The following is an 18,361-nucleotide window of genomic DNA, read 5'->3' on the forward strand; positions in this document are numbered from 1 at the left end:
CGGTTGGCCTTGTCTTAGATTTTCTCCACCGCGGCGTGGCGCAGGACGATCCACATGACCTGGTCGCCGAAGTCGATCTGGGCCTGCGCGCGAGGGCCGGCGCCCTCGACGGCCAGGACCCGGCCGAGGCCGTAGCGCTGGTGGTTGACACGGTCGCCCACCGCCAGCGACGGCACGTCGCGCTGCAGCTCGCTCGCCGTGGACAGCTTCGAGGCGTCCAGGCCCAGCTTCGCCGCCAGCTGCGACGCCTTCGGGGTGCCGCCGACGAACGACGACGTGCGGCTCTGCGTCGCGCCGGAGCCGCGGCCGCCGACGCCCGCGCGGCCGGACCAGCTCGTGTACGCCGCGTCCGTGCGCTCCCACCGCACGAGCTCCGGCGGCAGCTCCTCCAGGAAGCGCGACGGCGGGTTGTACGAGGGCTGGCCCCAGGCCGAGCGGGTCACGGCGCGCGAGATGTAGAGGCGCTGGCGGGCGCGGGTGATGCCGACGTACGCCAGGCGGCGCTCCTCCTCCAGCTCCTTGCGGTCGCTCATCGCCCGCTGGTGCGGGAAGACGCTGTCCTCCAGGCCCGTGAGGAACACAACCGGGAACTCCAGGCCCTTCGCCGTGTGCAGGGTCATCAGCGTGACGACCCCGGTGTGGTCGGGGTCGTCGGAGGGGATCTGGTCGGCGTCGGCGACCAGCGACACCTGCTCGAGGAAGCCGGCGACGCTGGGTCCGGGGACCGCGGTCGCGTCACCCGCCTCGGCGGCGACGGCGACGGTGGCCTCGGTGCGCTCGGTGTACTCGCGGGCGACGCTGACGAGCTCCTGGAGGTTCTCCACGCGGCCCGCCTCCTGCGGGTCGGTGCTCTCCTCGATCTCGCCGAGGTAGCCGGAGCGCTCCAGCGCCGCCTCCAGCACCTCCTCTGGCATGGCGGTCTCGGCCAGGGCCCGCAGGTCGTCGAGCAGGGCCACGAAGTCGCCGATGGAGTTGGCCGCGCGGGTGGAGATGCCGGGCGCCTCGCTCGCGCGGCGCAGGGCGGCGCCGAAGGAGATCCGCTCGCGGCCGGCGAGGGCCTCCACGCACGCCTCGGCCCGCTCGCCGATGCCGCGGCGCGGGGTGTTGAGCACCCGGCGGATGCTCACGGTGTCGTCCTCGTTGACCACGGCGCGCAGGTAGGCCAGCGCGTCGCGGACCTCCTTGCGCTCGTAGAAGCGCACGCCGCCGACGACCTTGTAGGGCAGGCCGAAGCGGATGAACATCTCCTCGAACACGCGGGACTGCGCGTTGGTCCGGTAGAACACGGCCACGTCGGCGGGGCGGACGCCCTGGTTGTCGGAGAGCCGGTCGATCTCGCGGGCGACCCAGTCGGCCTCGGCGTGCTCGGTGTCGGCGACGTAGCCGACGATCTGCTCGCCGGCGCCCTGGTCGCTCCACAGCCGCTTGGGCTTGCGGTCGCTGTTGCGCCCGATGACGGCGTTGGCCGCGTTGAGGATCGTCTGGGTGGAGCGGTAGTTCTGCTCGAGCAGGATCGTGTGCGCGTTGGGGTAGTCGCGCTCGAACTCGAGGATGTTGCGGATGGTGGCGCCGCGGAACGCGTAGATCGACTGGTCGGCGTCGCCCACGACGCACAGCTCGCCGGTGTCCCCGACCAGCTCCTTCACCAGCATGTACTGCGCGTGGTTGGTGTCCTGGTACTCGTCGACGAGGACGTGGCGGAAGCGGCGGCGGTAGCTCTCGGCGACCTCGGGGTGGCTCTGCAGCAGGTGCACCACCCGCATGATCAGGTCGTCGAAGTCGAGCGCGTGGGCCTCGAAGAGCCGCTGCTGGTACAGCGTGTAGGCCTCCGACAGCGCCCGCTCCGCCGGCCCCTTCGCCGTGCCGGCGAACGTCTCGGGGTCGATGAGCTCGTTCTTCAGGTTGGACACCTGGGTCGCCAGGCCGCGGGCCGGGTACTTCTTCGGGTCGAGGTCGAGCTCGCGCGCGACGAGCTGCATCAGCCTTCGCGAGTCGTCGGCGTCGTAGATGGAGAACGTCGACTTCAACCCGGCGTGGTCGTGCTCGGCGCGCAGGATGCGCACGCAGGCCGAGTGGAACGTGGACACCCACATCAGCCGGGCGCGGTTGCCGACCAGGTTGGCGACCCGCTCCTTCATCTCGCCGGCGGCCTTGTTGGTGAACGTGATGGCGATGATCTCGCCCGGATGCACGTTGCGCGCCGCCAGCAGGTAGGCGATGCGGCTCGTGAGCACCTTGGTCTTGCCGGACCCGGCGCCGGCCACGATGAGCAGCGGCTGGCCTTCGTGGGTCACCGCGTCGCGCTGGGGGCCGTTGAGCCCTTCCAGCAGGTCGCGCTTGGGGGGTCGGGGCGGCGCCGCCGGGGCCTCGGGCGCGGGCGGGCGAGACTGGGGTACCTCGAAGAGAGATTGCATCGCAGGGGCGAGTCTATGCCCGGTCGTACTGGTGACCGAAAACCGACGCGTCCCAACTTTCGGTAGGACTTTCCGCGACGATCGCGGGCGTGCCATACTCGGCTACGTGATCGAGCAGGTGCGCTCCTACTTTTTTTACGGCTACCGGAGTCCGGCAGCCGTAGGTCGCGCCTGATCGCAAAGCCTACCGACGCCCCGGGCCCCGAAGCCCGGGGCGTTCGCGTTCCCGGGCCCGGATCGCGCGGACCCGACCGAAAAGGAACGAAGAGAGATGGCCGCCGTCACCATGGAACAGCAGACCACCCCTGACCAGCACATTGCCGGCCTGCGCAACCGCATCGACGAGATCGACGCGGCGATCGTCGCGCTCTGGAAGGAGCGCGCGGCGATCTCGCAGGAGGTGGGCAAGACCCGCGTCGCCGCCGGCGGCACCCGGCTGGTGCTCTCCCGCGAGCGGGAGATCCTCGAGCGCTTCAGCGCGGAGCTCGGCGCCGACGGCACGCAGCTGGCGCTGCTCATCCTGCGCGCGGGCCGCGGTCCGCTGTAATAGGGGCATGACCTTTCCTCCTTCGGCCGCGCCGCTCACCGATGTGCAGCGCGTCCTGTGCGTACTCGCGCACCCCGACGACGTCGACTTCGGTTCGGCCGGCACGGTCGCGACCTGGGTCGACGCCGGGCTCGAGGTGGCATACCTGCTCGTGACCCGGGGTGACGCCGGCGGATTCGACGACACGCCCCGGGAGCAGATGCCGCTGCTGCGCGAGTCGGAGCAGCGCGCCGCCGCGGCCGCCGTGGGCGTGAAGCAGGTGGAGTTCCTGGAGGGGTACCGCGACGGCGTCCTGGAGCCGACGATCGCCCTGCGCCGGGACATCACCGCCGCGATCCGGCGCTTCCGCCCGGACCGCGTGCTGACCAGCTCTCCGCTGCGCCGCTGGGACCGCCTGGCCGGCCCGAGCCACCCCGACCACCTGGCCGCGGGCGAGGCCACGACCTGCGCGGTATATCCGGATTCGCGCAACCCGTTCACGTTCACGGACATCGGCCTGGATCCGTGGACGGTGCGCGAGGTGTGGTACAGCGGCGGCCCCAACCCGGACCACTACGTCGACATCACGGACGTGTTCCCGCGCAAGCTGGCGGCCCTGCGGGCCCACGTGTCGCAGACGTCACACCTGGACGGGTTCGATGAGCTGCTTCGCGAGCGCCACGCCATGTTCGCGCGGGCCGGCGGCCTGCCGGACGGGCGCCTGGCCGAGGGGTATTCGATCTTCCACACGGCCTGACGAGCGCTTCCCCCCTCGTGCGCGCCCGCCGGGTGCGGGCGCGCGGGCGGGCAGTTACACCAGGCGGCGGTCGGCGGCCCAGCGCGACAGCTCGTACCGGTTCGACATCTGCAGCTTGCGCAGGACGTTGGAGACGTGGGTCTCGACCGTCTTGATCGAGATGAACAGCTCCTTGGCGATCTCCTTATACGCGTAACCGCGGGCCAGCAGCCGCAGCACCTCGCGCTCCCGGTTCGTCAGCTGGTCCAGCTCCGGGTCCGCCACCGGGGCGTCGGGGCGGGCGGCGAAGGCGTCCAGGACGAACCCGGCCAGGCGCGGGCTGAAGACCGCATCGCCGTCGGCGACCCGGCGGATGGCCTGGGCCAGCTCGTCCGGGGAGATCGTCTTCGTGACGTAGCCGCGGGCGCCGGCGCGGATCAGGCCGATGACGTCCTCGGCGGCGTCCGAGACCGACAGGGCCAGGAAGCGGACCTGCGGATGGGAGCGGCGCATCGCCTCGAGCACGGCGCGGCCGCCGCCGTCGGGCATGTGGACGTCGAGCAGTACCACATCGGGCTCCAGCGCGGAGATCTTCTGCACCGCCTCGGCCACGGCGCTCGCCTCGCCCACGACGTCGACGTGCAGGCCCAGTTCCGCCCGGACGCCGGCGCGGAACATCGCGTGGTCGTCGACCAGGAAGACGCGCAGCCGCTGGGTCTCTTCGGTGCTCATCGCTCTCCGCTTCCACTAGCGCTCTGTTCAAAAGCATTGGCAGCCCGGCGGCGACGGCTCTCGGGCTCGATCGGCATGCTCAGGCGTACCTCGGTGCCCTCGCCGGGGGTACTGCGGATCTCGGCCTTGCCGCCGTGGCGCTGCATGCGCAGGATGATCGAGCCGCGCACGCCGTGGCGGTCGTCGTCGACGGCGGCCAGTTCGAAGCCGGCGCCGCGGTCGCGCACGAAGACGCTGACGCAGTCGGGTTCGACCTCGGCGTACAGCGAAATGGTCTGCACCTTCGCGTGCTTGGCCGCGTTGACCAGCGCCTCCCGGGCGGCCGCGACGATCGCGCCGACCTTCTCGTCGACGTCCACGTCGCCGACGACCACGGTCTCGACCGCGACCGCGAACGTGTCCTCGACCTCGGCCGAGGCCTCCTCCAGCGCGGCGCTGAACTTCTCCATCGGCGAGGCCGTCGGCTTGTACAGCCAGTTGCGCAGCGTCCGCTCCTGCCCGCGGGCCAGGCGCTGGACCTCCTTGAGGTCGCCGGCGTTGCGCTGGATCAGCGCGAGCGTGTGCAGCACCTGGTCGTGGATCATGGCGGCCAGCTCGGCCCGCTCCTGCTCGCGCACCCGGGCCTCGCGCTCGGCGCTGAGCTGGGTGAACATGCGGTACAGCAGCGGGGCCAGGGCCAGGCCGACGCCCGCGAGGGCCACGGCGGCGAAGCCCAGGCCGTAGCCGATCGAGGAGAACGGCACGCCGCGCAGGGGGAAGACGCCGGCCACGAACACGCCGATGATCCCGGCGACGACGAGCAGGCCGCCGCCGACGAAGCGGACGAGGTACGACCGGCGGCTGTTGTCCATGGCCACGCCCAGCCAGGGCATGCCGGGCACGGTCGACGACCAGCGCTGGCGGCGCTTCGGGTCGGCCTGGTGCCAGATGATGCCGGCGCCGAGCGCGATGATCGCGGCGAGCCAGCCGATCCCGGTCTGCAGGCTGTCGTCGGGCTTCAGCAGCTGCCAGAGGATCACGACGCCGGCGCCGAGCGCGAGGAACGCGAAGAACTGGTTGACGTTGCGCGCGCCCGGGCGGCTGTGCGGCTGCGCCGGCAGGACCGCCCAGAACGCGGCGTAGAGCAGGGCGCCGAGCCCGTTGAACGCCGCGAGCGCCACGAAGCCCGCCCGCACCACCAGCACCGACACGCCCAGGTGGGCGGCGATGCCGGCCGCGACGCCGGCCACGACCCGGTCGGCGGGCTCGCGGTAGAGGCGTCGGACGGGGACTGGGCTGCTCATCGCGCTCGTTTCTGTCTCGGTTGACGGATTCGGTACCTCAGATCGTCACACGAATGGCGACGGCCGGACCACTCCGAGCGCCCCGGAGCCGCAGAATCAGGGTGGTGTCAGGGTCGACGCCGGAGGCGGGTGCAGGCGCGGTCCGCGAGCATGGACAGCATGACGAACCCGCCTGCCGCCGACGAGCCGGCCGACAACGCCGCCGCGGAACGGGCCGCGGAGCCGCAAAACCCCCCGGACCACACCGCCGAACTGCCGCCGAAGCGCGAGGACGACTCCCCCAGCTACGAGGCCGACTACGCCACGGCCTCGGACGACACGCCCCCGCCGTGGCCGGCCGAGGAGCCGGGCGCGCAGACGCCCCCGCCGCCTTCCGAGGAGCCGGGCGCGCAGACGCCCCCGCCACCCCCGCCGCCACCGGGCGCGATGCCGCCGCCTCCGCCCTACGGGGAGCAGCAGCCGCCGCCGTTCCGGGCCGGGTTCAACCGGGCGCTGCTCGTCCGGCCGCTGCAGGGCCGATACGTGGCGGGCGTCTGCGCGGCGATCGGCCGGGCCACCAACACCGACCCGACGCTGTGGCGCGTGATCTTCGCCGTGCTGACCCTGGCCGGCGGCGTGAGCATCGTCGCCTACCTGCTCGGCTGGCTGCTGCTGCCCGCCGAGGGCGACACCGGCTCCCCGCTGGAGGCGCTGCTCGGCCGCGGCCGCTCGGCCACCTCGGCGCCGCTGGCGATCATCATCGGCGTCTGCGCGGTCCTCGCGTTCCTGCTCGTCATGTCGCAGAACTTCGGCGCCGCCATGATCGGCCTGCTGGTCGTCGTCGGCGTGGTCGCCCTCGTCGTGCGCGGGCAGCAGGGCAGCAACCAGCCGGCCACGGGCGGGCCCTTCACGCCGCCGGCGGTGCCCAACCCGCCGCCCGGGCCGTTCGCGCCGGCCGGCGCGCCGTTCGGGCCGCCGCCGCGGGCGTTCGGGCCGCCGTCGTTCGGGCCGGCGCCGTCGGGCTCGCCTTCGTCCGGTTCGCCCTCCTACGGCTCGCCCTCCTACGGCTCGCCGTCATTCGGGCCCATGGCGTTCGGCGGGCCCACGGTGCAGGAGCCCGCGACGGCGCCAGAGCCGCCGCCGACGACGCCCCTGTTCCCGCCCATGCCGCCCGTACCGCCACTGCCGCCGATGCCGGGCGGCTACCGGCCGCCGTTCGCGCCGCACGGGCCGTTCGCCGGCAGCGGCAGCCCGTACGCGGCGAGTCTCGGCGTCCCGCCCGGGGTCCCGATCTCGCCCTACCCGGGCCTGGCGCCCGTACCGCCGCCGCCGAAGCCGCCCAAGGAGCGCTCGAAGCTGGGCCGGATCACGTTCTCGCTGATCCTGCTCTCGCTGGGCGTCCTGGCCGCGCTCGAGGTCACCGTGGCGGACTTCAAGGTGAGCACGTTCTTCGCGGTACCGCTGGCCATCACCGCCCTGGGCCTGATCACCGGCGCGTGGCTCGGCCGGGCGCGGGTGCTGATCCTGCTCGGCGCCCTGCTGAGCATCGCGCTGGCGATCGCGACCGCGGCGGGCACGTCCGTGCCGCACCGCAGCGAGAACATCACGATCATGCCGACGTCGGTGAACGAGCTCGCCCCGTCCTACAACACCGACATCGGCAACGTCAGCGCCGATCTCACCGGGGTGGACTTCTCCGAGCAGGACGTGGACGTGGAGTTCCGGGTCGGCGCGGGCAACATCGAGATCGTGGTGCCGCCGAAGGTCGACGTCACGGTCGACGTGCACATCCAGGGCGGCGACTGCAAGGTGTTCGGCAACAACTGCGGCGGGTTCAAGCAGACCAGCTCGTTTACGGACTACGGCACCGACGGCCAGGGCGGTGGGCACCTCCACCTCAACCTGGACCTGCAATGGGGCGATGTGAGGGTGACCCGATGAAGCCACACCGTCTGGACGGCGTCTCGCTGACGTTCGGCCTGATCTTTCTGGGCATCGTGGTGGTCTGGCTGTTCAACCAGGCCGTCTCGGTACACCTCAACGCGGGCTGGATCGTGGCCGTCGGCCTGATCCTGTTCGGGGGGCTCGGCCTGCTGGGGGCGCTGCGCTCGGACAAGCCGTCCGTGCGCGGCAAGGCAGGGGGGAACGGCACGGATTCGCTGGACGACGACCTGGACGTCCACTGAGCGATCGCGCCACGGAATATGCTGGCCGGCGGGGCAACGTGTCCCCGCCGGCCAGCACTACTTCTCGAGGAGCCCATAGAAGATGAGCGCACCCCGCCCGATCCAGATCGGTGACCGAGCCGCAAGGGTTCTCGCCTCGGAGCTCGCCCGCCACAGCGGGCCCAAGACCGGCCTGGTGATCGGCGCGTCGGCCGGCTCGGCCGCCCTGGCCGCGGCGATCGACGCGCTGCTGCCGGACGACCGGCTCGCCGTGGTCGGCACCGGCCCCGGCGCCGCGGCCGCCCTGCGCGAGCACGTGGAGCGCCAGGGCCGCTGGGTCTCCGAGCGCACCCGCGTCCTGGAGTCGGTCGACGCGGCCGAGCCCTCGGACATCGTGATCCACGCCGAGGCGATCACCGGCGGCGCCGAGGACGCCCGCGAGGTGCTCGCCGGCCTCGCCAAGCTCGTCGCCCCCGGCGGCGTGCTGACCGTGGTCGTGCCGGCCACCCGCATGCCCAGCGGCGCCGCCGACGAGGTCGAGCGCCAGGCCGCGCTCTACGGCGTCGGCAGCGACCTGGTACTGCGCAACGTGCCGCCGGTGCGCATCCACCGGCTGCGGCACACCCCGGCCGACCACGCCGCCGCGGCCGGCATGCTGCCCGCGCTGCGGCCCTCGAGCGTGCCGCTGACCCGCGGCATGAACATCGACTCCAACGGCGTCGCCGCGGCCGGCATCGCGCTGGGCCTCGCGGCGCTGGCCAAGGCGGCCCGGCCGAAGTCGAAGCTGTGGCTCGTCCCGGCGCTGGCCGCCGCCCCGGTCGCCGCGTTCTTCCGCGACCCGCAGCGCGACGTGCCGGAGGACCCGCGGGCCGTGGTGGCCGCGAGCGACGGCAAGGTCCTCGGCGTGGAGCGGATGCCCGACAAGCGCTTCGGCGACATGGAGTTCCTGCGCATCTCGGTGTTCCTGTCGGTGCTCGACGTGCACGTCAACCGGTCCCCGGTGGCCGGCAAGGTCATCGACTACTTCGTCGAGGACGGCGGCTACGCGGCGGCGATGAAGCCGGAGGCCGAGCACAACGTGGCCGCCTACACGCTGCTGGAGACGGCGCACGGCCCGGTCGCGGTCGTGCAGCGCACCGGCCTGATCGCCCGCCGGATCGTGCAGCGGGCGCCGATCGGCTCGCTGCTGGCCAAGGGCGAGCGCTTCGGCCTGATCCGGTTCGGCTCGCGCACCGACGTCTACCTGCCGGCCGACAAGGCCAGCCCCGCGGTGGCGCCGGGCGACCGGGTCGTCGGCGGCCAGACGGTCATCGCCACCTGGAGCTGACCGGGGTTGGTGCGCGCGGAGCGCGCATGGGGGGTCCGGGGTGGGAACCCCCCGGCGCGCCCGAGCGGAGCGAGCGCCAGTTGCGTTTGCCGGTCCGTGACTCCCGGGCCTGCGGCGTCCGCGGTGGGACCCCCGGCACGCCCGCGCGGAACGAGCGCCAGTTGCGCTTGCCGGTCCGTGACTCCCGGGCCCGCGGCGTCCGCGCTCAGTCAGCAAGAAGGGCCCCACCGCAGTGCGGTGGGGCCCTTCCGCGAAAGCGTCAGGCGTGCTGTTTGCCGCGCTGGAGCAGCCACAGCAGCGGGCCGCTGACCAGGTAGGCCAGCACGACCACGACGAACGTGATCCGGAAGTCGACCAGCGCGCCGACGAGCGGCAGCACCAGCAGCCACGGCGGCAGCTTCACCAGCCGGGCGAGCTTGGCGTAGGGGAAGCTCGACACCATCGCGAGGCCGAGCAGCGCCACCCCGGCCACCCGCAGCACGGGCGGCATCTGCGGCGCGATCAGCGTGCTCAGGGCCAAGACCGCGGCGCACATCGTGGTCGGCACGCCGCAGAAGAAGCGGCCGTCCTTGGGCGACACGTTGAACCGGGCCAGCCGGATCGCCGCAGCCGCCGCGACCAGCGCGCAGGCCGGCACGAGCAGGCCCGTGGGGGCCGAGCCGTTGAGCCAGGCGTACACCACGACGGGCGCGGCCAGGCCGAACGAGCACATGTCGGCGAGCGAGTCCATCTGGGCGCCGAACGGGCTGGCCACGCCCAGGCGGCGGGCCAGGAAGCCGTCGAGCCCGTCGAAGACGACGCAGGCGATCAGCAGGCCGGCCGCGAGCCGCACGTCGCCGTGGTTGACCGCGATGAAGATCGCCGAGAGGCCCAGCATCAGGCTGCTCAGCGTGCACGCGTTCACCAGGGCGAAGCGGATGCGGCGGGCCAGGGTGCGCTCGCCGGGCAGCAGCGGGATGGCCAGCGGCGCCGGCTCGTCGGCGTGGACCGTGTCGGCCTGGCCGGCGACGGCCGGGCTGACGGGCGCGACGGAGATCGCCTCGGCCGAGAGGTCTCGTGACAGTCCGTCACGGCGGCGCATCCGCAGGCGCGGCAGCCGGACCCGGCCGGTGCGCGTGTCGGTCTCGGCGGGGGGCACCAGCAGCGACGTCGCGCCGGCGATGTTGCCGTCACCGCGGCGGCCGGCGCGTCCGGCGAAGAGCACCTGGCGGGCGAGGGAGCCGCTGCGCCGCAGCCTTCCCGCCCATTGCCGGCCCCCTCCGGGGCGCGGACTGTCCGTGGCGCGTCGTCGCTGCCAAGGTGTGCTCGGCACTGATCCTCCATGTAGGAACGAGGTTCCCACGGTCGCTTTCCGGGGGCTTTTGCCCCTCGGTGTCCGTTTAGCGAGACCGTCTCGCGATCTACACGATCCCATATCGGATCGCGGTTGGCGATGCCTCAGAAAGGAAACCGCCATCAAAGGCGAACCGCGGAACTACTCAGTGTAGTTATTTGTTAACCTCTAGTCCATTTTAACGAGGTCGGTCACTCCCCCGTTACTTGTAGTGCCGCGGCCCACTGGACCACCTCAGTTGTGGCCAGACCAGGCAGCTCGGCGGGGTCGAACCAGGCCGCCGCGGCCGTCGATCCGCCGGCCGCCTCCGTCACGCTCGGTACGGACGGCTCGGGCACCAGCACCCGATAGAGCGCCCGAACGGCGTGCCAGTTCATGGGGTACCCCTCCGGGCCGACAAGTCCATGGCTGCGCCGATGAGTCACCCCGAGCAGCCCGACGATCTCGCCCCGCTGCCCGGTCTCCTCGTACAGCTCCCGCACCAGCGCCTCGGCCGGCTGCTCGCCCACGTCCGTGCCGCCACCCGGCAGGTGCCAGCGCCCGGCGCCCGGGAAGCCGCTCGCGATCTCGGTCAGCAGCACCCGCCCGGCGGGGTCGGTGACGAGGCCGTACGCCGCGAACCGCTGCCCCTTCGGCAGCTCCGACCCGCCCTCGGGCACGCCCTCGGAAATCGGCGGGGCCGGCGCCGCCACCCCCGCGCCGGCGGGCACCACGTCGTAGACGACCCGGTCCTCGTGGAGGTCGGGGGCGATCAGGGCACGCACTTCGCGTACCGACGAAACCACCACCGGCAGCCCGGCCTGGTCCCGGAACAGCCGGACCACCGCGGACGCCGGGTTCTCCCCGTGCCGGATCGGCCCGCCGATGTCGTCGGTCGCGCCGGGCAGCCGGCCGTAGACGGTGATCACCCGTGTCTGCGTCATGTGATCAGCGTAGGCCGACGCCGCGAAGCGCTTCCTCCGTGACCTCCGTCAATGGCAGCTCGCCGAGCTCGTCCGGGTCGAACCAGCGCGCCTCGGCGGTCGAGCCCCCGACGTCGTGGATGGTCGGCCGGCTCGAGCGGGCCACCTGTACCCGGTAGAACGCCCGCACGCCGTGCCAGTCGATCGGGTAGCCCTCGGGGCCGAGCTGGGCGGCGTCGCGGTGGCTGGCCACGCCGAGCAGCTCGACGATGCGGCCCTCCTGCCCGGTCTCCTCGACCAGCTCGCGCACCAGCGCCACGCCGGGCTGCTCGCCGAAGTCCGTGCCGCCGCCGGGCAGGTGCCAGCAGCCGCCGCCCGGATAGTTGTCGGCGATGCGGGTGAGCAGGACCCGGCCGCGCCGGTCGGTGCACACGGCGTAGGCCGCGAAGCGCTGCGCGCGGTGCAGGCCGTCCGGTCCGGGCACGGCGTAGAAGGAGGGCACCTCGGGCACGCCGTCGGGGCGGATGTCGGCCTCGGCGTCGGGCAGGCCGAGCGCGTCGGCGGTGAACCGGCGCAGCGGCAGGGTCTTGGCCTCCTCGAGGGTGACCCAGCGCGCGAGGTCGGTGGGCTGGCCGACGCGGTCGCGCAGCGCGCCGCCGCGCACCGAGACCTCGTAGATCAGCCGGTCGGTGTGGATGGTGAGCCCCCGCGCCGGCACCGCCCGCATGTCGGCGAGCACGTTGCTCAGCTTCACCACGGCGACGGACAGGCCGGTCTCGGCCGCGGTCTCCCGCACGACGGTGTCGACCGGGTTCTCACCGTGGTCGACGGCGCCGCCGGGCAGCGACCAGGCGCCGGGCGTGCCCGACTTCGCCGAGGCCCGGACCAGCAGGAAGGTGTCGCCGTCGGCGCACACGCAGTAGGCCGCGATGCGCCGCAGCGGCTGTAACGCAGGAGTCACGTCGATAAATTGTCCGGCTTTTACAAGCCGTCGCAAGGGCGAGACCCACCTGAAGGGTGATTCACTCCCATTCAATAGTGCCGGGCGGCTTGGACGTCACGTCCACGACCACGCGGTTGACCTCGCGGACCTCGTTCGTGATCCGGGTCGAGATCTTCGCGATGAGCTCGTGCGGCAGGCGCGACCAGTCGGCCGTCATCGCGTCGTCGCTGGAGACCGGGCGCAGCACGATCGGGTGACCGTAGGTGCGGCCGTCGCCCTGGACCCCGACGCTGCGCACGTCGGCGAGCAGCACCACCGGGAACTGCCAGACGCTGCGGTCGAGCCCGGCCGCGGTGAGCTCCTCGCGGGCGATGAGGTCGGCGGCGCGCAGGATCGCGAGGCGCTCCTCGTCGACCGCGCCGATGATCCGGATCGACAGGCCCGGCCCCGGGAAGGGGTGGCGCATGACGATCTCCTCGGGCAGGCCGAGGGCGGCGCCGATCTGGCGTACCTCGTCCTTGAACAGCGTCCGCAGCGGCTCGACCAGCTGGAACTGCAGGTCGTCGGGGAGGCCGCCGACGTTGTGGTGCGACTTGATGTTGGCGGTGCCGGTGCCGCCGCCGGACTCGACGACGTCCGGGTACAGGGTGCCCTGCACGAGGTACTCCACGTGCCCCTCGGCGTCGATCTCGCGCGCGGCCTGCTCGAAGACCCGGATGAACTCCCGGCCGACGATCTTGCGCTTCTGCTCCGGGTCGGTCACGCCGGCCAGCGCGCCGAGGAACTGCGCGGAGGCGTCGACGACCTTGAGGTTGATGCCGGTCGCGGCGACGTAGTCCTTCTCGACCTGCTCGGCCTCGCCGGCGCGCAGCAGCCCGTGGTCGACGAAGACGCAGGTGAGCTGGTCGCCGATGGCCCGGTGGACGAGCGCGGCGGCGACCGCGGAGTCCACCCCGCCGGACAGCGCGCACAGCACCCGCTTCGCGCCGACGCGCGCGCGGACCGCCTCGACCTGCTCCTCGATGATGTTGTTGGAGGTCCAGGTGGGCTCGATGCCGGCGATGTCGTACAGGAACCGGCGCAGCACCTCCTGCCCGTGCGGGGTGTGCGCGACCTCGGGGTGGAACTGCACGCCGGCCAGGCGCCGCTCGGCGTGCTCGAACGCGGCGACCGGCGCACCGGGCGAGGCGGCGGTGACGGTGAAGCCGGCCGGGGCCGCGGTGACGCAGTCGCCGTGGCTCATCCAGACCGACTGCTCGCCGGGCAGGTCCCGCAGCAGCACGCCGCCGGCGGCCGACAGGGTGATCGGGGTGCCGCCGAACTCGCGCTGCCCCGTGTGGGCGGCCTCGCCGCGCAGGGCGACGGCCATCGCCTGGAAGCCGTAGCAGATGCCGAAGACCGGCACGCCCGCCTCGAACAAGGCCGGGTCGACCTGCGGCGCGCCCTCCTCGTAGACCGACGACGGGCCGCCCGACAGGACGATCGCCGCCGGGCGCTTGGCCAGCATGTCCGCGACCGGCATCGAGCTCGGCACGATCTCCGAGTAGACGTGGGCCTCGCGCACCCGGCGCGCGATCAGCTGCGCATATTGGGCACCGAAGTCGACGACGAGTACCGGCGGCGGCGTGGTCATGTCGAAAAGCCTAGTCGGAGCGCGGCCGGAGCCTCGGCCGGGACCGCCGGACGTGACGGAGCTATCGGCGCCACGGGCGTGTAGGGCGCGCCCAGGTCCGGCCGCGGGTCGGGCTCGCCCCGGTTGGGCCACATCGACATCGCCCGCTCGGCCTGGGCGGTGATGGTCAGGGACGGGTTCACCCCCAGGTTGGCCGAGACGGCGGCGCCGTCGACCACGTGCAGCCCCGGGTGGCCGAAGACGCGGTGGTACGCGTCGACGACCCCCCTCGCCGCCGAGTCCCCGATCGCCGCGCCGCCGAGGATGTGCGCGGTCAGCGGGATGTTGAAGACCTCCGACCAGCTGCCGCCGGGCAGCCCGCCGATCTCCTCGGCCAGCAGGCGCACGGCCTCATTGCCGGCCGGAATCCAGGCCGGGTTGGGCTCGCCGTGCCCCTGCGTCGTGGTCAGCCGCCGCCGGCCGGTCCAGGAGCGCCGGTACTGCACGTCGAGGGAGTTGTCCAGCGACTGCATGACGAGCGCGATCACCGTCTTGTGCGACCAGCGGTACACCGACAGGACCCGCAGGTGCCGGATCGGGTGGCGGAAGAAGGCGCCGAACCAGCGCAGCGGCCGCCACGGCCCGCCGTCGGTCAGCACGGTCTGCAGCAGGCCCATCGCGTTGGAGCCGGGGCCGTAGCGGACCGGCTCGATGTGGGTGTTGGCGTCCGGGTGGAACGAGCTGGTGATCGCCACGCCGTCGGTGAAGTCGGTGCCCTTGCGCAGCGACCGGGCCCCGACGATCGACTCGGAGTTGGTCCGGGTGAGCGCGCCCAGCCGGGGCGAGAGGTTGGGCAGGACGCCGCCGGCCCGCATGCGGTGCAGCAGCCGCTGGGTGCCCAGGGCGCCGGCGGCGAGGACCACCTGGCCGGCCTCGAAGGTCCTTCGGCGGCCGCGGCGGTCGGTGCCGCGGGTCTCGACCGTGTAGCCGCCGCCCGCCGCCGGGCGCACCGCGGTGACCGTGGTCAGCGCGAAGACCTCGGCGCCCAGCCGCTCCGCCAGGTAGAGGTAGTTCTTCACGAGCGTGTTCTTCGCGCCGACGCGGCAGCCGGTCATGCACGAGCCGCAGTGCTCGCAGGTCTGGCGCTGCGGGCCGGCGCCGCCGAAGTACGGGTCGACGCCGGACCGGCCGAAGTAGACCCCGACCGGCGTGGCGTGGAACGTCTCGCCGACGCCCATCCGCTCCGCGACCGTGCGCATGGCCCGGTCGGCGCTCGTGGTGCGGGCGTAGGTGGTCGCGCCCAGCATCCGCTCGGCCTGGTCGTAGAACGGCTCGAGCTCGGCCCGCCAGTCGGCGATGTCCTTCCACTGGGGGTCGTCGTAGAAGGGCTGGAGCGGGCGGTACAGCGTGTTGGCGTACACCAGGGAACCGCCCCCGACGCCGGCTCCGGCCAGCACGAGCACGTTGCGCAGCATGGTGATCCGCTGAATGCCGTAGCAGCCCAGGGACGGCGCCCACAGGAAGCGCCGGGCATCCCAGGAGGTCTTCGGGAACTCGTCGTCGGCGAAGCGCCGCCCGGCCTCGAGAACCGCGACCGAGTACCCCTTCTCGGCCAGGCGCAGCGCGCTCACGCTGCCGCCGAAGCCGGAGCCGATGACCACAACGTCGTAGCGCATGCCCCATAGTGACTCACGGGTAACTTACGGGGAAGAGCGGTCTGCGGCAGACTGTCATCATGGCGAGACTTCCCGGCGGGCTGGCCGTCTGGCGTGGTCGGCGGCTGATCGGCAGCCCGGCCGCGGCAATGTCCAAGCCAGGGGGCCGGCCCGCACTGCCGGCCGTCGACGCCAACCATCACCCGGCGCTGCACTCAGTGGTCCTCGACGCACTGAAGTTCGCCGACGCCCCGCCCCCGCATTCGGTACATCTCGGCGGCCCCGCCACCGTGAGCACCGCCGACGGGGTGCTCGTGATCGGGCTGCCGCTGGCGTGGGGCCTGTCGGCCGACGAGCTGCGGGTCGTGCTCACCCACGAGCTCGCGCTGCCGCCGTCGCGCCACCCCGAGCTGGTCCGCGGGCTGCTCAACGCCCGGCTGCGCGCGCCGGACTCGGAGCGGGCGGCCACCCGTCACGCCCGGCTGCTCACCGCCACCGAGGCGCTGCGGGCCGAGGCCGAGCAGGTCCGCGACGCGGCGGCGGTGACCGCGGCCGGCGGCGGGCTCTCCGCGGTCGAGGACGCGGCCCGGGCCCTGCTGCGCGCGGCCGCGACCGAGCGGGCGTTCGCCGCCTTCGCCGCGGCCCCGCTCGCCTCCGGCACGATCTCGGCGTTCGCGACCGGCTCGCTGCCCACCGCGGGCCCGATCCGGGCCGAGGACCTGCACGAGGGCTGGCGGCTGCGGCTGTCGCGCTGGGGCGCGCCGGCCCACGACGTCAGCGCCCTGCGCGCCGACCTCGCCGCGCTCCACCCGGGGCTGGCCGAGGAGCTGCGCAACGGCGCCGGCGGGCCGCTCGTCACGATCGACCCGGACGCCGTCGCGCTGGACGAGCTCGGGCCGGCCGCCGCGAAGACGCTGGCCGCCGCGGTGCTGCCGGCCGCGGTCCAGGCCCCCGACGAGCCCTGGGTCCGCCTCGCCGAGCTGCCGGTCGAGGCCTACCTGCCCGACGTCGAGCGGCGCGCCCGGCAGTACGTCGAGGCCGTCAACACCGTGCTGGGCCGCCCGCCCGAGGGCCGCGACGAGCTGGCCGGCACGCTGCTGCGCCGGCCGGTCGACGTGGAGCGGGCCCGCAAGGGGCTGCCGGCCGGCGAGGGGGACGAGGACGCCTCCGCGCCGCCGTGGATGGGGGCGGCGCTGCTGGCCGTCGTGGTGGAGTACGCGATGCTGCGGCAGGGCTGGCGGCGCGAGCACCCGCTGCTGCCCCGGCGCCTGGCGGGACCGCACGGCGTGATCGACCTCAACGAGCTGGTCCGCAGCGACCCGCTGGCGCTGCGCGCCCACCTGGGCTAGGCAGCCGTCAGAGGCTCAGGCTCGGGTTGGTCGCCAGCTCGGCCGGATGCACGACGAGGTAGCCGTTCTGCGTGCGCTGCTCGACGACGCCGGCCGCGAGCTGGTTGACGCCGTTGCCGTCGAAGCGCACGCCGTTCCACGGCATGATCGTCTGCGTGACCGGCAGCGTCAGGGCCTGCACCGCGTTGCGGACCGACTGCTTGGTGTAGTCGACCGACTGGTCCATCGCCATCGCCATGACCAGCGTGGCCATGAAGGCGTCGGCGGCGACCTCGGTCAGCTTGGTGTGGAACGCCTGCTCGTACATCGCCCCGATGACCTGGGCGATCGGGTTGCGGGCGGCGAACTCGTTGGACCAGCCGGACGCGCGCAGGGCGGTCGGGCTCTTCACCCCGTCCAGGGCGGAGACGGCCGGCCCGATGGCGATCACCGGGGCGGTGCCCTTGAGCCGGACCGCGAGGTCGTTGGCCACGCTCGCCTCGGCCGGGCTGGTCACGATCGCGAGCACCGCGTCGTCCTTGGTGACCAGGCCGCCGGGCTGCCCGGCGTCGGGGCCCGACAGCGGCACGATGTGGTCCTTGCCGGCCACCTCGTAGCCGGAGGCCCGGCTGAGGTCCTCGATCGAGTTCTTGAGGCTCGCCGCCTCGTCGCCCAGCGCTCCGGTCGGCGCGCCGGCCGCGGTGACGATGCGCCGGAACCGGTTGGAGTCGCGCTGGCGGTACAGCATGTCCAGCGCAGCGGTGACCATCTTGCGGTCGCTGGGCTGGATGCGGAAGTGCCCGACCCGGTTGAGCTCGCCGAACGTGTCCGAGGTGCTCATCGCGTCGACCAGCGCGACGCCCAGGAAATCGGTGACCCGGCCCGTCGTCATGGCCACGTCGATCGAGTCGGCCACGACCACGCCGGCGGCGCCGTCGTGGACCAGCCGGTTGGCCTCCTTTTCGACCTTCTCCGGCGCGCTCTCGGTGTTGCCGGTGATCAGCGTCAGCTTGGTGCCGTTGCGCAGCCCGGCGCCGGGGCCGAGCGGCAGCGGCAGCGGCTGGGCCGGCACGTCGCGGTTGACCAGCTCGATCGCGAGCCTCGCGCCCAGCGTCGCCTGCTGGCCGATCTGGGCGTTGGCGCCGCTGGTCGGCACGAGCAGGCCGATGGCGACGGTCGAGGGCGTCGGCGCCGCGGGGGCACCCCCGCCGGTGCAGGCCGACATGAGTAACGCCGATGCCAGCACCAGAGCGGTCGCTGCGGGCCGGAGGCCCCGGGTGAGCACGGCGAAAGACTCCTTGCGACGCGCGGGAGGTCGGACGGCCGTATCCTTCCTCTCTGATCAATGCCTAGCAAGTCCGCTGTCCGGCTTCGAGTATTGTGACCTGCGCCACTATGACTCGGTTGGCCTGCGGTCGCAACCCTG

Annotated in this window: 14 protein-coding genes and 1 pseudogene; 6 read left to right on the forward strand and 9 right to left on the reverse strand. The window is 73.1% G+C overall.

The genetic code is table 11. The annotated features are described in order from the left end of the window. Positions 1-14: 14 nt before the first annotated feature. The gene (gene pcrA, locus ACQEVU_RS46750; RefSeq protein ID WP_433336248.1) at positions 15-2,414 is read right to left on the reverse strand and encodes a DNA helicase PcrA; all 2,400 of its coding nucleotides are present in this window, start codon (positions 2,412-2,414) and stop codon (positions 15-17) included. Between the two features lie 265 nt (positions 2,415-2,679). Between pcrA and ACQEVU_RS46755 the strand changes: the two are divergent. Together ACQEVU_RS46755 and ACQEVU_RS46760 are read left to right on the forward strand one after the other, a co-directional pair. Further along, a pseudogene (locus tag ACQEVU_RS46755) lies at positions 2,680-2,961 on the forward strand (chorismate mutase); the annotation flags it as partial. A gap of 7 nt (positions 2,962-2,968) precedes the next feature. Beyond that, on the forward strand, positions 2,969-3,697 hold the full coding sequence (locus ACQEVU_RS46760; protein WP_433336250.1) for a PIG-L deacetylase family protein: 729 nt from the start codon (positions 2,969-2,971) through the stop codon (positions 3,695-3,697). Positions 3,698-3,751: 54 nt separating this feature from the next. Here ACQEVU_RS46760 and ACQEVU_RS46765 read toward each other — a convergent pair whose 3' ends face one another. Further along, positions 3,752-4,408, reverse strand: coding sequence for a response regulator (locus ACQEVU_RS46765; protein WP_433336252.1), 657 nt, complete (start codon positions 4,406-4,408; stop codon positions 3,752-3,754). After that, positions 4,405-5,691 (reverse strand): PspC domain-containing protein, encoded by a 1,287-nt coding sequence (locus ACQEVU_RS46770; RefSeq protein ID WP_433336254.1) that lies wholly within the window; start codon positions 5,689-5,691, stop codon positions 4,405-4,407. Before ACQEVU_RS46770 ends, ACQEVU_RS46765 begins: the two co-directional genes overlap by 4 nt. 159 nt (positions 5,692-5,850) lie before the next feature. Here ACQEVU_RS46770 and ACQEVU_RS46775 point away from each other — a divergent pair, with 159 nt between their 5' ends. The 3 genes from ACQEVU_RS46775 (at position 5,851) to ACQEVU_RS46785 (ending at position 9,162) form a co-directional block, all read left to right on the forward strand. Continuing rightward, the gene (locus ACQEVU_RS46775; protein WP_433336256.1) at positions 5,851-7,611 is read left to right on the forward strand and encodes a PspC domain-containing protein; all 1,761 of its coding nucleotides are present in this window, start codon (positions 5,851-5,853) and stop codon (positions 7,609-7,611) included. Next, positions 7,608-7,856, forward strand: a complete 249-nt coding sequence (locus ACQEVU_RS46780; protein WP_433336258.1) for a hypothetical protein — start codon at positions 7,608-7,610, stop codon at positions 7,854-7,856. The genes ACQEVU_RS46775 and ACQEVU_RS46780 overlap by 4 nt, the downstream gene beginning before the upstream one ends. Positions 7,857-7,938: 82 nt before the next feature. Next, entirely contained in the window at positions 7,939-9,162 is a 1,224-nt protein-coding gene (locus ACQEVU_RS46785; protein WP_433336260.1) for a phosphatidylserine decarboxylase, read from the forward strand. Between the two features lie 259 nt (positions 9,163-9,421). Here ACQEVU_RS46785 and ACQEVU_RS46790 read toward each other — a convergent pair whose 3' ends face one another. The 5 genes from ACQEVU_RS46790 to ACQEVU_RS46810 all read right to left on the reverse strand — a co-directional run bounded on the left by ACQEVU_RS46790 (position 9,422) and on the right by ACQEVU_RS46810 (position 15,628). After that, positions 9,422-10,396, reverse strand: a complete 975-nt coding sequence (locus ACQEVU_RS46790; RefSeq protein WP_433339694.1) for a CDP-alcohol phosphatidyltransferase family protein — start codon at positions 10,394-10,396, stop codon at positions 9,422-9,424. A gap of 290 nt (positions 10,397-10,686) precedes the next feature. Continuing rightward, the gene (locus tag ACQEVU_RS46795) at positions 10,687-11,418 is read right to left on the reverse strand and encodes an NUDIX hydrolase (RefSeq protein ID WP_433336262.1); all 732 of its coding nucleotides are present in this window, start codon (positions 11,416-11,418) and stop codon (positions 10,687-10,689) included. Positions 11,419-11,422: 4 nt separating this feature from the next. Next, positions 11,423-12,358 carry an NUDIX domain-containing protein gene (locus ACQEVU_RS46800; RefSeq protein WP_433336264.1) on the reverse strand — a complete coding sequence of 312 codons (936 nt, stop codon included), beginning with the start codon at positions 12,356-12,358 and terminating at the stop codon, positions 11,423-11,425. 61 nt (positions 12,359-12,419) lie between these two features. After that, the gene (guaA, locus tag ACQEVU_RS46805; RefSeq protein ID WP_433336266.1) at positions 12,420-13,973 is read right to left on the reverse strand and encodes a glutamine-hydrolyzing GMP synthase; all 1,554 of its coding nucleotides are present in this window, start codon (positions 13,971-13,973) and stop codon (positions 12,420-12,422) included. After that, a complete protein-coding gene (locus ACQEVU_RS46810; protein WP_433336268.1) occupies positions 13,970-15,628 on the reverse strand; it encodes an FAD-dependent oxidoreductase in 1,659 nt (552 codons plus the stop codon). The genes guaA and ACQEVU_RS46810 overlap by 4 nt, the downstream gene beginning before the upstream one ends. Before the next feature lie 59 nt (positions 15,629-15,687). Here ACQEVU_RS46810 and ACQEVU_RS46815 point away from each other — a divergent pair, with 59 nt between their 5' ends. Next, positions 15,688-16,956 carry a hypothetical protein gene (locus ACQEVU_RS46815; RefSeq protein ID WP_433336270.1) on the forward strand — a complete coding sequence of 423 codons (1,269 nt, stop codon included), beginning with the start codon at positions 15,688-15,690 and terminating at the stop codon, positions 16,954-16,956. Between the two features lie 7 nt (positions 16,957-16,963). Here ACQEVU_RS46815 and ACQEVU_RS46820 read toward each other — a convergent pair whose 3' ends face one another. Further along, positions 16,964-18,220: an ABC transporter substrate-binding protein gene (locus ACQEVU_RS46820; protein ID WP_433336272.1), complete on the reverse strand. Its 1,257-nt coding sequence runs from the start codon at positions 18,218-18,220 to the stop codon at positions 16,964-16,966. Positions 18,221-18,361: the final 141 nt, after the last annotated feature.

It is taken from the genome of Dactylosporangium sp. CA-139066 (genome assembly GCF_050936175.1).
Lineage (GTDB): Bacteria > Actinomycetota > Actinomycetes > Mycobacteriales > Micromonosporaceae > Dactylosporangium.

What these genes read in the sequence shown, in the direction of transcription:
- ACQEVU_RS46760 (WP_433336250.1), top strand. Translation starts at nt 2,969, where the DNA reads ATGACCTTTCCTCCTTCGGCCGCGCCGCTCACCGATGTGCAGCGCGTC.
- ACQEVU_RS46765 (WP_433336252.1), bottom strand. Translation starts at nt 4,408, where the DNA reads ATGAGCACCGAAGAGACCCAGCGGCTGCGCGTCTTCCTGGTCGACGAC.
- guaA (WP_433336266.1), bottom strand. Translation starts at nt 13,973, where the DNA reads ATGACCACGCCGCCGCCGGTACTCGTCGTCGACTTCGGTGCCCAATAT.
- ACQEVU_RS46785 (WP_433336260.1), top strand. Translation starts at nt 7,939, where the DNA reads ATGAGCGCACCCCGCCCGATCCAGATCGGTGACCGAGCCGCAAGGGTT.
- ACQEVU_RS46770 (WP_433336254.1), bottom strand. Translation starts at nt 5,691, where the DNA reads ATGAGCAGCCCAGTCCCCGTCCGACGCCTCTACCGCGAGCCCGCCGAC.
- ACQEVU_RS46780 (WP_433336258.1), top strand. Translation starts at nt 7,608, where the DNA reads ATGAAGCCACACCGTCTGGACGGCGTCTCGCTGACGTTCGGCCTGATC.
- pcrA (WP_433336248.1), bottom strand. Translation starts at nt 2,414, where the DNA reads ATGCAATCTCTCTTCGAGGTACCCCAGTCTCGCCCGCCCGCGCCCGAG.
- ACQEVU_RS46795 (WP_433336262.1), bottom strand. Translation starts at nt 11,418, where the DNA reads ATGACGCAGACACGGGTGATCACCGTCTACGGCCGGCTGCCCGGCGCG.
- ACQEVU_RS46815 (WP_433336270.1), top strand. Translation starts at nt 15,688, where the DNA reads ATGGCGAGACTTCCCGGCGGGCTGGCCGTCTGGCGTGGTCGGCGGCTG.
- ACQEVU_RS46810 (WP_433336268.1), bottom strand. Translation starts at nt 15,628, where the DNA reads ATGCGCTACGACGTTGTGGTCATCGGCTCCGGCTTCGGCGGCAGCGTG.
- ACQEVU_RS46775 (WP_433336256.1), top strand. Translation starts at nt 5,851, where the DNA reads ATGACGAACCCGCCTGCCGCCGACGAGCCGGCCGACAACGCCGCCGCG.